The sequence below is a fragment of the Paeniglutamicibacter sp. NPDC091659 genome (assembly GCF_044756805.1).
Taxonomy (GTDB): domain Bacteria; phylum Actinomycetota; class Actinomycetes; order Actinomycetales; family Micrococcaceae; genus Paeniglutamicibacter.
Window position 1 is genome coordinate 143,761 of sequence record NZ_JBIVTO010000003.1, and the last position, 14,039, is coordinate 157,799.

Genomic DNA, 14,039 nt, shown 5'->3' on the forward strand with positions numbered 1-14,039 from the left:
TGGGTGGCCCACGTCAACGGCCCGTAACCAAGCCGAACCAACTTGGTTCCAGGTTCCGACAAGGGTAGATCTGAAGGATGCCCAATGCTTCCCACGGATTCTCCCACCAGGTTCTCGCCGCACGCGGCGTCGGCGGCCACCGCCAATACCGGATTCCCGCGCTGGCGGTTTCCACCCGCGGGACCGTCCTGGCCGCCTACGACGGACGACCCAACCTCGACGACCTGCCCAACACCATCGACCTTTTGCTGCGGCGCAGCCTCGACAACGGACTGAACTGGGAAGTGCAGCGCGAGATCCGCACCGGCACCGGACTGCAGGGCTTCGGCGATCCGAGCCTGCTGGTGGACCGGGTCACCGGGCGGATCTTCTGCTTCCACGCGGCGGGCACCCACGCCGGGTTCTTCGAGGCGGTCGAGGGCCTGACGCCCGAGGACGCGGTGCAGCACGTCGACGTGTCCCATTCGGACGACGACGGCCTGAGCTGGACGCACCGCCGCATCACCGGGCAGCTCAAGCGCGCGGGCATCACCGGCCTCTTTGCCGCAGCCGGATCCGGGATCCAGCTGCAGGAGGGGCCGTGGGCGGGGCGGCTGGTCCAGCAGATGGTCATCCTGCTGCATGGCGAAATCCGCGCCGCCTCCGCCTACTCGGACGACCACGGCGAAAGCTGGACGCTCGGGGAGGCCATGGCCGGCGAGGCCAACGAAAACAAGGTCGTCGAGCTTTCCGGCGGTCGCGTGCTGCTGAATTCGCGCGCACACGGCGCCAGGTTGCAGGCGCTGTCCACGGACGGCGGCCACAGCTACGGGCCGCCGGCGCCGGTGCCGAGCCTGCCGGATCCCAGCGACAACGGAAGCGTGTTCGGGCTTCCGGGGCAGGGCGCCGGCCCCGGCGTGCTGCTGGCCACCAACAACAGGGACGCCGACCTGCGCCGCAACACGGTGCTCAGCATGTCTCTCGACGAGGGCGCCGAATGGCGGCCGGTGGCGGCGATCTGTCCCGGGTCCAGCGCGTACTCCACCGGCGCCGTGCTCGCGGACGGGTCGTTCGGCGTTCTCTTCGAGGCCAACGGCTACAGCGAAATCGTCTTTGCCAGGCTGGATTCGGAAGCCCTGACGCCTGCATCGTTGCGGGCCGCGGCCGAATCGTATGTCGATGACGACGGCGGGGAATTTTCGATGGTGCTGCGCTCGATCACCCCCGGCCGTCCTGAGACCTGGACGAGCGTCGGGGAATCCCACGTCATTTCCGCGGAACCTGCCCAGTGGGGCGTGCACACGTGGAAGGAAATCGGGCAGGGATACGGGGACGGGGACCAGATCCTGGGGACCCGCGAGGCCCAGGACGCGAACTACGGACCCGCCGCGCCCGGACTTCGGGCCGGGGACATCCTGGCCTTCACCGGTCGCTTCAGGAACCACGGCAGCGAAACGGTCGAGGCGACGCTGGATGGGAACTTCGACGGCGACCTGGCTGCCGGCTTCCCCGCCGCAAGAGTGGACGCCGGGAGCCAAGCCCTGTATTTCACGCCGACCTACACGGTGACCGCCGCGGACGTGGAGCGTGGCCGGGCCGAAATCCGCTGCGTGCTCGAGACGGGCGGGCGGCGCTGGGAACAGGCATTCGGTGCAGACACCGTGACCGGTTCCGTGGTGCCCCTCGACGCCGGGTAGTTCGCGGGGCGTCGCGAAGTGGCGGCCCGGGGACGCGCGGGCAGAGAATGAACCCATGAAACTAGGATTCATTCGCCATGGACAGACCAACTGGAACGCCGAAGGTCGCCTGCAGGGCTCCAGCGACATCCCGCTGAACGACGTCGGGCGGCAGCAGGCCCGCGATGCGGCGGCGGTGCTCGGTGCGGGGCAATGGGACGCGATTGTCAGCTCGCCCTTGTCCCGGGCGCGCGAGACTGCCGAAATCATCTCCGCCGGACTGGGCATCGAGCTGGGCCGGAGCTATGACGAGCTCATCGAACGCGACTACGGCCAGGCCGAGGGCATGCGGGACGAGGACTGGGAGGTACTGTGGCCAAACAAGGACGGCGGCGGAATTGAAGTGCTTGACTCGGTGGTGGCCCGCGGACGCAAGGCCATCGAGCTGATCGCAGCGGACTTGCCCGGCAAGAACGTTGCCATCGTCTGCCACGGAACCATCATTCGCTACACACTTTCCGCGCTCGCCGGATACAAATTCGACACGATCCTCAACGGCTCGGTCTCCCTGCTCGACAACGACGAGGGGCCCTGGACGGTGCGTAGCGTCAACGGCGAAGCGGTGGTCCAAGGCCGCTGAACACCGGCCCGGTGCGCGATCCGGCTCAGGCTTTGGGCAGCGTGAAGCCCATGTCCGCATAACCGGCCCGGCGCTTGGACCACGAGGAGGCAAGCACCGGGGTGAGCACGTCGTGGTAGTCGTGCACCACCGCAACCTCCTTGCCCGGATGGCTGCGCGTCACCCGGCCCACGTACTGGACCAGCCTGCCCTTGAAGGATATGGGTGCGGCCAGGAACAACGTGTCCAACGCGGGGGCGTCGAAACCCTCGCCGATGAGCGACCCGGTTCCCAGCACCACGATGGGCGACTCCGCGGCCGTGGCCTCGATGACTGCAACCGCTGCGGTCCGCTCCCGGCCCTTCAACGCGCCGGTCAGGATCACCGGTTCGATGCCCCGCTCCCGCAGGCCGGCCGCCAGCAAGTCGAGGTGGCGTTTCCACGTGGAAAGCACCAGTGCCTTGGCTCCGCCGGCGTACGCCGCGCACACGTCGTCAACGATCTGCGCCAGACGCCCGGGATCGGCCATGAGGTCCCTGTAGATTTCATGGAGCCCGCCGGGTTCCCCGGCAACGGCGTCCCCCGAGTAGTCGTAGGCGGTTTCGTGGAGCCGCAGCTCCAGGGACGGCGCGGGAACCTGTTCAACGGCATCGGGTAGCTGGCCCGGCAGGACCTTGGTGAATTCGTGGGTATGGGTGCCCAGCTGGTGGAAGATCAGTTCCTCCAACCCGTCCCGGCGGTACGGGGTGGCGGTCAGCCCGAGCCAGCGGGCGGCGGGGATCTGGTTCATGACATGTGTGAATGCGGCGGCCGGAACGTGGTGGCATTCATCGACGATGACCTGCCCGTACCCGGAGCACAGCTTGGCCACGTCCTTCTTGCGGGCCAGCGTGGGCAGCAGCGCCACGTCGATGGCACCGCGCAACTTGGTGCGCCCGCCTCCCAGCTGTCCGGCCTTGACGCCCAAAAGGGCAAGCACCTGGGCGCGCCACTGGTCGGCCAGCGCCTTGCGGTCCACCAGGATCAGCGTGCTGGTGTTGCGCGCGGCGGCCACCGCCAGGGCCATGACGGTTTTCCCGGAACCCGGGGCGGCAACAATGAGCGACAGGTCGTGCTCCAGCGCGTGGGAGACCGCCTGGCGCTGGCCGTCGCGCAACTCCCCGAAGAAGGAGAACTGCTGGGCGGTGCCCTGGTCCCGGTGGTCTTCAAGCTGCAGTGTGCTGCCGGCGCTGTGCACCAGTTCCTCCAGCAGGGGGCGCACCCCGCGCGGCAGGATCAGGTCGCCGTCGAGGGTTTCGTCGTAGCTGGTGAGGAAGCGCGGGGTGTCCCAGGTGGAGCGGCGCTGCCGTTGCTTTTCGTAGAACATCGGGTTGGGCAGGGAGGCCGCATGTTTCAGCGCGCTGACCATGGCCGGGCCCAGGTCGTCGGCGCGCACCGTGATGCGGGAGCCGATCTCCGCATGGACCAGCGCGGCGGTCCGCGGCACGATTTTCGTCGCGGCGGGCGCCCGGAATCGGGTTTTCGCGCCGGTGACGGGCGCCGGAAGCCTGCGGACCATCCGGCCGAGCTCGGCCGGGCTCAACCTCCCCAGCGTCGATAGATAGGCCCACTGGTCCGCATAGGGTTCCAGCGTGCCGGTGTCCAGAAACAACGTGGCTCCGTGCTGCCGGCGCTTTCCGTTGAGCGGGGCGGCAATGAGGTTGCCCATGCCCTTGCCTGTGTGACGGTCCTGGGAGGGGAAAAGCCTGTCGTAGGACTTCAACGACATCGACCCGCGGATGTTCATGGCCTCGGCGAGCAGCCCGCTGGCCAACGCACGGGCGTCGGCGGCCTGCACCTCCTGGGTGAAGAAGATCCAGACGTGGGCCCCGCGCCCGGACTGCGAAATTTCGAGGGCCGCGGGGATCTGGAAATAGCGGGCAGCCTTGGTGTAGGCCAGGGCGTCGAGCAGGGCCGCAGCGCCGTCGAAGTCTGCCGCGACAAAGTAGCAACCGTCGTTGTTGGTCAGCGGGTACAGGCCAAGGTGTTCGGAACCGCGCAAGTGCGCCTCGACGGCGGCGGGGGTCAACCGCAGGTAGTCGGCGTTTTCCCTGTCCATCCACTTGCGCCAGCCTCCGGCGACGGCAGGCACCCAACCCGAACTCCCGGCCTTGGCGTTTTCCCAGCGCAGGGCGTAGATATCGGAGCGGGCGCGGAAAAGCGACTGGTAGAAGGCAACCTTCGTTTCTGCGGGGGAGCGGCTGGTCACCGGGCCGTCGGCGTGAAGTGCCAGCTCGGGTTGGGCCTCGCGCGCTGCATGCGATTCATGGTCGCTGATTTCCAGCAGCCGCCGGAGCCTGGCGTTTTCGGCACGCAGTTCAGCCAGCTCCCGACCGGGAAGCGCATGCCCTTCGTCGGGGGCGTCCGCATCCGAAAGTGGCAGCTGATCTTGGATGGGACCGGCCTTGTGCGTCGTCACGTTCCCATTGTCCATGATTCGGACCGTTATGGTTCGAAAATTTGGACTAATTGTTGCCATTTGGCCCCGAATTTCCGCGCCTGCGCAGAAACCGGGAGCGAACCTGGCAACCACAGCAGGGGTCTCCCGGTGCCTAAAGCCAGGCACCCGGTCGCCGCGGGTTTGCCTTGCGAAATTGATCCGACGGCCGGCCGGGCCGAGAGCGAAACTGCAACTCGGGGGCGAAACCGCGGCCTGGAACGGTGGAATGATTGGGGGATGGAGAACAAAGATATGCAGCCCTGGGTGAAGAACTACCAGCCGGGTGTCCCAGCGCAGATCGATCTCCCCACCGAACCGTTGAGCAAGATGTTTGAGCACTCCGTCGCCGAGGCCGGCGACAGCCCCGCCACCGAATTCTTCGGCCGCCGCACCAGCTACTCGGAGCTGGGCAAGCAGGTCGCCCAGGCTGCGGAAGGCCTGCGCCGGCTGGGCGTCAAAGCGGGGGACAGGGTCGCCCTGATCCTGCCGAACTGCCCCCAACACGTCGTTGCCTTCTATGCGATCCTGCGCCTTGGCGCGGTTGTCGTCGAACACAACCCGCTCTACACCTCCCGTGAACTGGCCGGCCAATTCGAGGACCACCAAGCGCGGGTGGCAATCGCCTGGGACAAGACGGTTGCGGCCATCGAGGAATTCCCCGAGGGAAGCCAGCCCGACCACGTGGTCTCCGTGAACCTGCTGGACGCCTTCCCCTCCATCAAGCGCCTGGTCCTGAATCTGCCGGTGAAGTCATTGCGCACCACCAGGGCCGCGCTGAGCGCACCCGCCCCGGGAACCACCACGTGGAAGTCGCTGCTGGGCCATGGACCGCTCGATGCCGGCCACGCCCACCCCGGCGTCCAGGACCTGGCGGTCATCCAGTACACCTCGGGAACCACCGGGCGCCCCAAGGGGGCGATGCTCAGCCACTTCAACCTGCACTCGAATGCCCTGCAGGGCGAAGCGTGGATGCCGGGTGCCCGGCCGCGCGAGGAAATCTTCTATGCGGTCCTGCCGATGTTCCACGCTTTCGGCATGACCATGTACCTGACGTTTGGCGTGCGTAAGCAGGGGCTGCTCGTGCTCTTCCCGAAGTTCGACCCGGACCTGATCCTGGCCGCCATGAAGAAATCCCCCGTGACGATCTTCAGCGCCGTGCCGCCGGTCTACGAGCGCACGGTTCTTGCCGCCCGGGAAAAGGGCGTTTCGCTGCGCTCGGCCAAGTACTGCATCTCCGGCGCCATGAACCTGCCGGTCGATGTCGCTCAGTTGTGGGAGTCGGTTGCCGGCGGACCGCTGGTGGAGGGCTACGGGATGACCGAGACCTCTCCCGTTGCACTGGGCAACCCGCTGCACACCACGCGGAAGCCCGGAACCATCGGCCTGCCGTTCCCCTCCACCCTGATCAAGGTCGTGAAGCTGGGCAACCCGGAGATCGAGGTCGCGCAGGGCGAGCCCGGCGAGCTGCTGGTCAAGGGGCCGCAGGTGTTCAGGGGTTACTGGAACAACCCCGAGGAAACCGACGCGGTGCTGCTGCCCGGCGGATGGCTGCGCACCGGGGACGTGGTGACTGTGGATGCCGACGGATTCGCGACGATCGTGGACCGGGCCAAGGAACTGATCATCACCGGCGGATTCAATGTCTCGCCGACCGAGGTCGAATCGGTGCTTCGCCAGCACCCTGACGTGAAGGACGCGGCAGCGGTGGGAAGGCCCCTGGAAAACGGCGGGGAAATGGTGGTCGCCGCGGTGGAGCTCGAGCCCGGCGCAACCCTGGATGAGACCGCCCTGCGCGAACACTGCCGCGGCGCGCTCGCCGGCTACAAGGTTCCCAAGCGGATCGTGGCCATCGACGACTTGCCGCGCTCGATGCTCGGCAAGATCCTGCGCAAGCAGGTCCGGGACCTGGTCGTGCCGATGCTCTAGTGCGGGTTTCCTCACCGACCGCTCAGCTGTTGGCGAGGACGAACTCCGCCACGGAACCGGCCAGCCCGGCGCCGTCCTGCTCGGGCGTGCGCTTTGACCGGGCAACCTTGAAGGAATGGTCCCCTCCTTCGAACCACTTCATGACGGCGTTGGGTCCGATGCGTTCAACCACCGGTTCCAACTCGCCCGGCAGGGCAAACGGATCGCGCGTTCCCTGCAGGAAGAGCATGGGCACGTCGAGCCCGTAAAGATGCCCGTCGCGGAGCTTTTCGGGCTTGCCCGGCGCATGCAGCGGGTAGCCCAGGAAGACAAGCCCGGCCGTTTCCATGCCCTCGGACACCGCCATGGAAGCCATGCGCCCGCCGAACGACTTTCCCGCGGCGAAGACCGGTTGTTCGGCGGCCCGCTGCTTCGCGGCATCCATGGCGGCATTCCAGGTGGCGATCGCGGTCGGCGGCCGATCGGGAAACTTCTTTCCCGCCTCGCTGTAGGGAAAATTGAAGCGCATCGTGGCTATGCCGTGTTCGTTCAGGGCTCCTGTAAACCCGGTGAGGAAGGGATGGTCCATGCCGGCACCCGCTCCGTGTGCCACGACGACGGTTGCCACGGATCCAGCAGGGTTGGCGAAAACGGCAGAAACCCCTGTGTCGCCGACGGCCATGGAAAACGTTTCCTCGATTGCGCTCATGCACCCAATCTACGACAGGACCATGCGGGAAAATGAGGGGACCTGCGTGGATTGCTGCCCAAGTCGTGGACACATGCGACTTTTCCCGTCACATACTGAATACCCAGTGGTCAAAGTCGGGGACACGGCAGGGAAAGCACACGGGCGTCCACTAGGATTCCACGCGTGAACAAGTCGAATTTCAGCCGCTGGGCAGGTGTCATCATCGCCGTGGTGGTCGTTGTGGCCGCGGCCCTGTTGATGTTTGCCGTGGCAACCAAATTGCACGCGGACGAGGGCGTCACCACCAGGGGGACGCTTTTTGGCTTGTGGAGCATCCTCTACGATTCCCAGGCCCCCGACCAAGCCATCATGTACACGGCCATCGCGCTGGCATTGTTGCTGGCGGCCGGCATTGCCATTGTCGAGCGCCGAATCGCCACGCGCTATCGGCGCTCCGGCGACGTGACTGCAACCCCGTTGGCACCCAAGCTGATCATGAACAAAACCCGCGGCGTATTTGCCGGTCCCATCACGATCACCGTGCTGCTTCCGGCGCACAACGAGGAAGCCTCGCTTCCGGGCACGCTTGATTCGCTGTTTTCACAGTCGCACCCGCCCGATCGAGTCATCGTGGTGGCGGACAACTGCACCGACGGCACCGAGCGCATCGCCGTAGAGCGCGGTGTGGAAGTCATGCCAAGTGTTGGCAACTCCCAGAAGAAGGCCGGGGCCCTGAACCAGGTGCTGTCGACCATACTTCCCTTCCAAGGCGACAACGACATTGTCATGATCATGGATGCCGACACCCAACTTGACGACGGCTTCCTGGAAGTGGCAGCTTCACGATTCGCCAACGACCGGGCGCTGATGGCCGTAGGCGGCCTGTTCTACGGGGAACCTGGCCACGGATTGATCGGGCAGTTCCAGCGCAACGAATACATCAGGTATTCACGCGAGCTGAAGCGCCGCCGCGGCCGCGTGTTCGTCCTGACTGGTACAGCCTCGTTGTTCAGGCCGGTTGCCCTGCGCGCAGTGGCCGCGAACAGGGGAAGTGCGCTGCCGGGAATCCCCGGCGACGTCTACGACACCGCTGCTCTGACCGAGGACAACGAACTGACAATTGCGCTGAAATCACTGGGTGCTTTGACTGTCTCCCCTTCGGAATGCACAGTGGTCACAGAACTGATGCCGACCTGGCGCACGCTGTGGAACCAGCGCCTGCGTTGGCAGCGGGGCGCCCTGGAAAACCTCGGTGCCTATGGCATGACACCGCAGACCCTGCGCTACTGGGCACAGCAACTGGGCATCGGCTATGGAGTCATCGCACTGTTTTCCTATCTGGCGCTGCTGCTTGTCATGGCACTGGCGTTGGACAGCTGGATTTGGTTCCCATTCTGGCTGGGCCTCGGGGTGGTGTTCACCATTGAACGCTTGGTCACGGTGTGGAAGGGCGGGTGGCGCGCCCGATTGCTGGCATTGCTGCTGGTCCCCGAGCTCTGCTTCGACATGTACTTGAACGTGGTTTACGTCAAGGGCATCATCGACAGTGCCGTGGGCCGCCGGGCAGCATGGACGCACCTGCAGCATGAATCAAAAGCCGAAGTGAAAGTGGACGCAGCATGAGTCTGGCACTACCCACAGGGTTGGTTCTCCCCGAATCCCTGCTGCACAGCGAATGGTTTGCCGTTTGGGCAACCTTCGTCGCCATCAATACCCTGATGTATGCGGCGCTGTCCGTCTCCAAGATCCTGCCGAAGATCTATCCTTCGGACTGGGTCCATGGCAGGAACCGACGCACGGAAACACGCAGCATCTATCCGGACGCGGACGTATAGCCTGAGCTGCGGTCCTGTTCCGCAGGCGCGCGATCCAAGCCGGGATCCTTGCCAAGTGGTCAGGCCGACAGCAGCGCCGTGAAATCCTCACTGCTCATCGGCTTGCCGAAGAGGTATCCCTGGGCGTACTCAAAGCCCATTTCCCGAAGCTTGTCTGCTTGCCCGCGTGTTTCCACGCCTTCCACGACGCACGCCAGCTCGCACGCTTCGATCAGGTACGAGACGGCCATCAGCAATTTTTCCTGCTGGGGGTCGGTGTCTGCATCGTCGACCAGCGATTTGTCGATCTTCACACCCGCAACCGGCAACTGGCGCAGGTAGCTGATGGAGGAATATCCCGTCCCGAAATCGTCGATGTACACCTCCACACCCATCTGCCGCAGCGCCAGCAAGGTGTATTTATGCAGCCGGTCGCCCGTCATGAGCTTGTCCTCGGTGATTTCCAGGGCCAAGGTGGAGGCGGGCAAGCCATGGCGGCGAAGCGCGTCGCGAATGATGTCGGGGAACCCCAGGAGATGCAGTTCCCGTGAACTCACATTGAGATGGACCGTGAAATCATCGTCGACCAATCCGAGCGTGCGCCAGCGGCTGACGTCCTTCAACGCCTCATCCAACAGCTGTTCCGTGATGGCACCCATCATGCCGGCTTCCTCCGCGACCGCGAGGAATTCGCCGGGTGGAGTCAATCCGTACTCGGGACGCTCCCACCGAACCAGAAGCTCTGCGCCGAGGATGATTTCGTCCTGCAGGGACACCAGCGACTGGTAGTGCGGAAGGATTTGTTCGGTGCCCAGGGCTTTGCGCAGGTCCGCAACCATGATGGCCTTTTGCTGCCGCTCAAAGAGCATGTAGGGCTCGAATTCGTGGACCTTGGACGTGCGGGACTGCTTGGCTGTATACATGGCCGTGTCCGCTTCGAGCAGGAGACGGTCGGCATCCTGCCCGGCGACTGCCACCGCAATGCCCAGGCTCGCGCCGGGTGCAAGACTGATGCCGTCCACAACCATTTGTTCATTCACGGTGCGGACGATTCGTTGCCCCAGTTCGAAGGCCCCGTGGTCCTGGGAACGAAGAAGCACTGCGAATTCGTCGCCTCCCAGCCGGGCAATCAGGTCCTGCGACCTGACACTGGAGCGTAGCCTGGCGGAAAGTTCGCGCAGGACATGGTCTCCGACGGCATGGCCATGGGTGTCATTGATGCTCTTGAAGGCATCCAGGTCGAGGAGCAACAGGATTGGAGCGGGCCCGCCGTCCTCCAAGTCCTGCAGTGCGATTTCGATGTCGCGCATCAGCGCGGAACGATTCGCCAGTTGGGTCAGTGGGTCCGTGTATGCAAGCAGCTCCATTTGGTCGCGGGCCTTTTCCAGCATGCTCGTCCGGACCTCCACGCGATGGTCAAGCGTCGTGTATGTCAGTTTGAGTTCGGAGGCCATGGCGTTGATGCCCATGATGATCGCATCGATCTCATCACGACGCGGGCCGGGGCGCAGCCCGGTGTCGAAGTCCATGTCGGCGATCTTCAAGATTGCCGCCACAATTTGGTCAATGCGAGGGTCGATGCCCTCTGTCGGAAATTGGTTAGGCACTTCGAAACACGAACTCCACGGCGTCGCTCCGACGTTCGAAATAGGCGCAGGTGCGGTCGCCATCCAGCTTGCGCATGAAGAAACGGGCCAGGACCTGGTCAGCCGGTCCGGACCCCAGCATGGCCACCCGCAAGTTTCGGCTCAGCGCGTTGAAAAGCGACGGCACGTCCGCATCCACGTCGTCGAGGCCCGAAATATCGATGATGAGGTGCGGGTGAACCTCATCGGCCCGTTCCTCGTAGTATCCCAACATTTCTTCCAACGTTGACAGAGCCAGGATGGTCCCCGGCTGGAAGCAGACTTCGAGGACGTGATCCTCGAAGAATGCCATCCGGGCTTGGGATCCGGACCATGTCCACAGGCATGGCGGGTTGCCATGCCGGGCCGCGGGAGTCTCCGGGCCTGCCTCGTCGATGACCGCACCTGAAAGTTCGCTCTTAGACACCTGCATACCTCCATCGATCGCAGCGGCGGCGAAGACCCTGCTCGCGGAGCCTGAGGTCTTGGTTCAGCGACGCTGAACGGCCAGCGTTCTCCGCGGCGGGCTCCGGATGGCTCGCCAGCTTCTGGGAAACCGCTACAGCTCGGCTCGCAACGTAACCGAAGAAGACGGATGCACGGTCGGCACGTCCCTGGACGGTCCTGCACCGCGACGCATCGGAATCGACGACCGATGTCGGCTTGGATTGACTTCCCGTTCCCAGCTGAAGCTCTCCATGTTCGCCAGTGACAGTGGAAACCGCCTCGCATGGTCGCGCTCCGACGGCAGGTGTGGTGCGAACCTCCTCAACTTCTACCGTCAAAATTTCCTACCCCCACGGAATGAATGCATTGAATCAGTGTAGTCAATGTCACATTTTGAGCCAACTTCCCGACTCTTGCGGCATGGCCCCACGCTGATGGGTCAAACCGTGTGGGCGGAGCCCACGCGAGGTTTCGTTCTTGCTATGGCAGGTGAAACATTCCTGAGTCCTGTTGCCCGATGGCGCTAGTTTCGGCCTTGCTCGGCCAGGCCCTGCAGGTGGGTGGCCTTGTCGCGTTCATGCTGGGCTTCGACCTCGCGGCCCAGCTCGGTGAGGATTTGTGCCCAGAGCAGGTGCGCCGAAATGTGCTCGGAATCGTCTTCGACCGACGCTGAGTCAAATGCTTCCTGCAAGACTTCCGAGGCCTTTAGCGGTTCGCCTGCGGCCAGGCTCCAGCGCGCCCGTGTGACGGCCAAACCCATCAATTCAGGCTCGCTGCCACCGATGATGTCGTAGGCCAGCTTGGCGCGGTCAATGCAGTCGAGCGTTTGTTCGTTGGCAATCCCGGCCTGTAGTTGCACATCGGCGGTCGCCTTGTTGAATCGCGCCCACGCATGCATGTCGTTGGTCGGTGCCAGTAGCTCGCTGGCGCGGTCGTGGTAGTCCAGTCCCTCTGTGTGCCGTCCGTGGGCCAGAGCAAGATTGCCCAACGTCCAGTATCCACTGCTGGCGACTTTGGAGTTGCTGATGCGATCGAGGATCGCTTTCAAGTCTTCCCTGAGGCTCCATGCATCATCGATCATCCCGGCTTCCACGAGGCTGGCGATGAGCCCTTGGTAAGCCTCCGCATGGATGCCTAAATGGCCGTCGATTGTGTTCAATGCGGTCAGCGCGTCACGGGCGGCGGCGATCGCGGGAACATGTTGGGATTTGTTGCGCAGCGCGGATGCCCGCATGAGCAGCGCCCTAGCCTTCAAATCGGCGTTTGATGCTGAAACGGGGGAACCCAAAAGGAGCTCGGAGGTTCGCAAAGCCGCGCTGTATGCCCCGGATAGAATTTCGGATTGACCGAGTATGTAGATGAAATCCCATTCTTTTGACGTCTCGCCCATTGCCGCATAGGCGCGGGCGCAGGCTGCGGCGGCATCGGCAATCAGGTGCTGGTCCTCGGCTAGCCGAGCCTTTCGGAAGAGTGCCTCGCAACGGAACGCTTCGGCTTCTAATGAGCGGGAGTGCATTGTTCAATTATGGTCCATGTGCGGGCATTACGGTGCTGCAATTGGAACGGTTACTTCCGGCCTCGGCTCCTTTCTGCCGGATAGGGATGTGCATAACTTCTAAGAAATCTTGATTCATTTTTGTGATTAACGCCCCATATGTTCAGGTGGGAGCTAGGATTTGATTTTGGGGCGGCCGACCTTGTGAAGTGTCGGTGGAACGGGCGAAGCCTCGAAAGTGCCCACAATATCGATAGAAATGGAGTTCCCTTGAAGAAGCTCATAGGCGCAGCGCTTGCAACGATGGTTCTGGCAGGCGGCGTGTTCCTTGGCGGCGTAACGGCCGACCAGACTAACCAGCAGGATGGCGCCAGCCAGGCCGGCGGCTTCGGCCAGGTCACGACTTACAACAACTGGCCTTTCTAAAGCTGGATGCATCGGGGTGGTGCCGTCCCATGGGTGGTACCACCCCGTAATGCGGCGCCATAGGCGCTGCAGGGCGGACACCGCCAATTACAGGTTGCCCATCAGGATCCGGCAGCCCCTGGACCCGGCTGTGATCCACGCCGACACTGCCAATTCCCCGCGGTGGTCATCTTGGTGAAGGCAAGGCCCATTTGGTGACGATCGGGGAGTGTTCTTCTTCCCGGCAAGTGCCGAAAGAAACAAGGTCTGGGCGATTCCTGCGTTCGTGCGGCCCCGGCCAACAGGCAATGCACCTAGAGTTCCCGCCGCATGAGTGCGGCCAGCGGGTCGGTGCGCGGTTTGCTGAATGCCGTTGAGTCAATCTCCGGATCCAGCGCGACCCCGCCGGAGTGGATCCGCTCCAGCGCATCCATTATTACTTCGAGCCGGGCAATGCGGTCCTTGAGCACGAAACCAGGTACATCTGCCCCTGGAGCCATGGCTCCAGCCGACAGGTCGGTGGCATAGGCCAGCTCAATGTCTTGGGAGAGCATCAGGATATCGATGTGCCGGTGTCGGGGGGAGAACCGTTCAACTGCATCGCTCAATTCGACCCGGTTCGGCCTGGCGTCGAGGACCTTGCGTCCCGGCTGGCCTGAAATCGATCGGTTCCCCCGAAATCCAGAGTTACGGTTCAAATAGTCAGCGACTGATTCCTCCGGATTGTCTCGCTTCAGTCGCTCCACACCGTCGGGCCCGGCCTTTCGCCCGAAACAATTGAGTGACCGAAACAATTGATTGACCAAAGAGTGTGAGAGGAAGCGTAGGTTTTCCGGCAGTGGCGCGTGAAACCGGGTGTCGTCCCTCGAATCGAGATTTGGAGGAACGACACCCGCTGGTTCCA

Annotated in this window: 12 protein-coding genes; 6 read left to right on the plus strand and 6 right to left on the minus strand. The window is 63.8% G+C overall.

The window, feature by feature from the left end:
• The first annotated feature begins 77 nt into the window (after positions 1–77).
• Both ACIQLF_RS08230 and ACIQLF_RS08235 read left to right on the plus strand, forming a co-directional pair.
• Positions 78–1,676, plus strand: coding sequence for an exo-alpha-sialidase (locus ACIQLF_RS08230; RefSeq protein WP_400296677.1), 1,599 nt, complete (start codon positions 78–80; stop codon positions 1,674–1,676).
• Between the two features lie 55 nt (positions 1,677–1,731).
• Positions 1,732–2,295, plus strand: coding sequence for a histidine phosphatase family protein (locus ACIQLF_RS08235; RefSeq protein WP_400296680.1), 564 nt, complete (start codon positions 1,732–1,734; stop codon positions 2,293–2,295).
• 25 nt (positions 2,296–2,320) lie between these two features.
• Here the strand turns inward: ACIQLF_RS08235 and ACIQLF_RS08240 are convergent, their stop codons facing one another.
• Positions 2,321–4,732 carry a TOTE conflict system archaeo-eukaryotic primase domain-containing protein gene (locus ACIQLF_RS08240; protein WP_400296682.1) on the minus strand — a complete coding sequence of 804 codons (2,412 nt, stop codon included), beginning with the start codon at positions 4,730–4,732 and terminating at the stop codon, positions 2,321–2,323.
• A 258-nt stretch (positions 4,733–4,990) separates the two neighbouring features.
• Between ACIQLF_RS08240 and ACIQLF_RS08245 the strand changes: the two genes are divergently transcribed.
• Positions 4,991–6,679: a long-chain-fatty-acid--CoA ligase gene (locus ACIQLF_RS08245; RefSeq protein ID WP_400296685.1), complete on the plus strand. Its 1,689-nt coding sequence runs from the start codon at positions 4,991–4,993 to the stop codon at positions 6,677–6,679.
• 22 nt (positions 6,680–6,701) lie between these two features.
• Here ACIQLF_RS08245 and ACIQLF_RS08250 read toward each other — a convergent pair whose 3' ends face one another.
• Complete coding sequence (locus ACIQLF_RS08250) at positions 6,702–7,367, minus strand: alpha/beta family hydrolase (protein ID WP_400296688.1); 666 nt, start codon at positions 7,365–7,367, stop codon at positions 6,702–6,704.
• A gap of 165 nt (positions 7,368–7,532) precedes the next feature.
• On the opposite strand from ACIQLF_RS08250, the gene ACIQLF_RS08255 reads away from it, so the two are divergent.
• Positions 7,533–8,972, plus strand: a complete 1,440-nt coding sequence (locus ACIQLF_RS08255; RefSeq protein ID WP_400296690.1) for a glycosyltransferase family 2 protein — start codon at positions 7,533–7,535, stop codon at positions 8,970–8,972.
• The gene (locus tag ACIQLF_RS08260; RefSeq protein ID WP_400296692.1) at positions 8,969–9,184 is read left to right on the plus strand and encodes a hypothetical protein; all 216 of its coding nucleotides are present in this window, start codon (positions 8,969–8,971) and stop codon (positions 9,182–9,184) included. The genes ACIQLF_RS08255 and ACIQLF_RS08260 overlap by 4 nt, the downstream gene beginning before the upstream one ends.
• Before the next feature lie 59 nt (positions 9,185–9,243).
• Here ACIQLF_RS08260 and ACIQLF_RS08265 read toward each other — a convergent pair whose 3' ends face one another.
• The 3 genes from ACIQLF_RS08265 to ACIQLF_RS08275 form a co-directional block, all read right to left on the minus strand.
• A complete protein-coding gene (locus ACIQLF_RS08265) occupies positions 9,244–10,770 on the minus strand; it encodes a putative bifunctional diguanylate cyclase/phosphodiesterase (protein ID WP_400296694.1) in 1,527 nt (508 codons plus the stop codon).
• A complete protein-coding gene (locus ACIQLF_RS08270; protein ID WP_400296696.1) occupies positions 10,763–11,215 on the minus strand; it encodes a hypothetical protein in 453 nt (150 codons plus the stop codon). Before ACIQLF_RS08270 ends, ACIQLF_RS08265 begins: the two co-directional genes overlap by 8 nt.
• A gap of 543 nt (positions 11,216–11,758) precedes the next feature.
• Positions 11,759–12,751: a hypothetical protein gene (locus ACIQLF_RS08275; RefSeq protein WP_400296698.1), complete on the minus strand. Its 993-nt coding sequence runs from the start codon at positions 12,749–12,751 to the stop codon at positions 11,759–11,761.
• A gap of 249 nt (positions 12,752–13,000) precedes the next feature.
• Between ACIQLF_RS08275 and ACIQLF_RS08280 the strand changes: the two genes are divergently transcribed.
• The gene (locus ACIQLF_RS08280) at positions 13,001–13,156 is read left to right on the plus strand and encodes a hypothetical protein (protein ID WP_400296701.1); all 156 of its coding nucleotides are present in this window, start codon (positions 13,001–13,003) and stop codon (positions 13,154–13,156) included.
• A gap of 293 nt (positions 13,157–13,449) precedes the next feature.
• On the opposite strand, the gene ACIQLF_RS08285 is transcribed toward ACIQLF_RS08280, so the two are convergent.
• Positions 13,450–13,743, minus strand: a complete 294-nt coding sequence (locus tag ACIQLF_RS08285) for a hypothetical protein (RefSeq protein ID WP_400296703.1) — start codon at positions 13,741–13,743, stop codon at positions 13,450–13,452.
• Positions 13,744–14,039 lie beyond the last annotated feature (296 nt).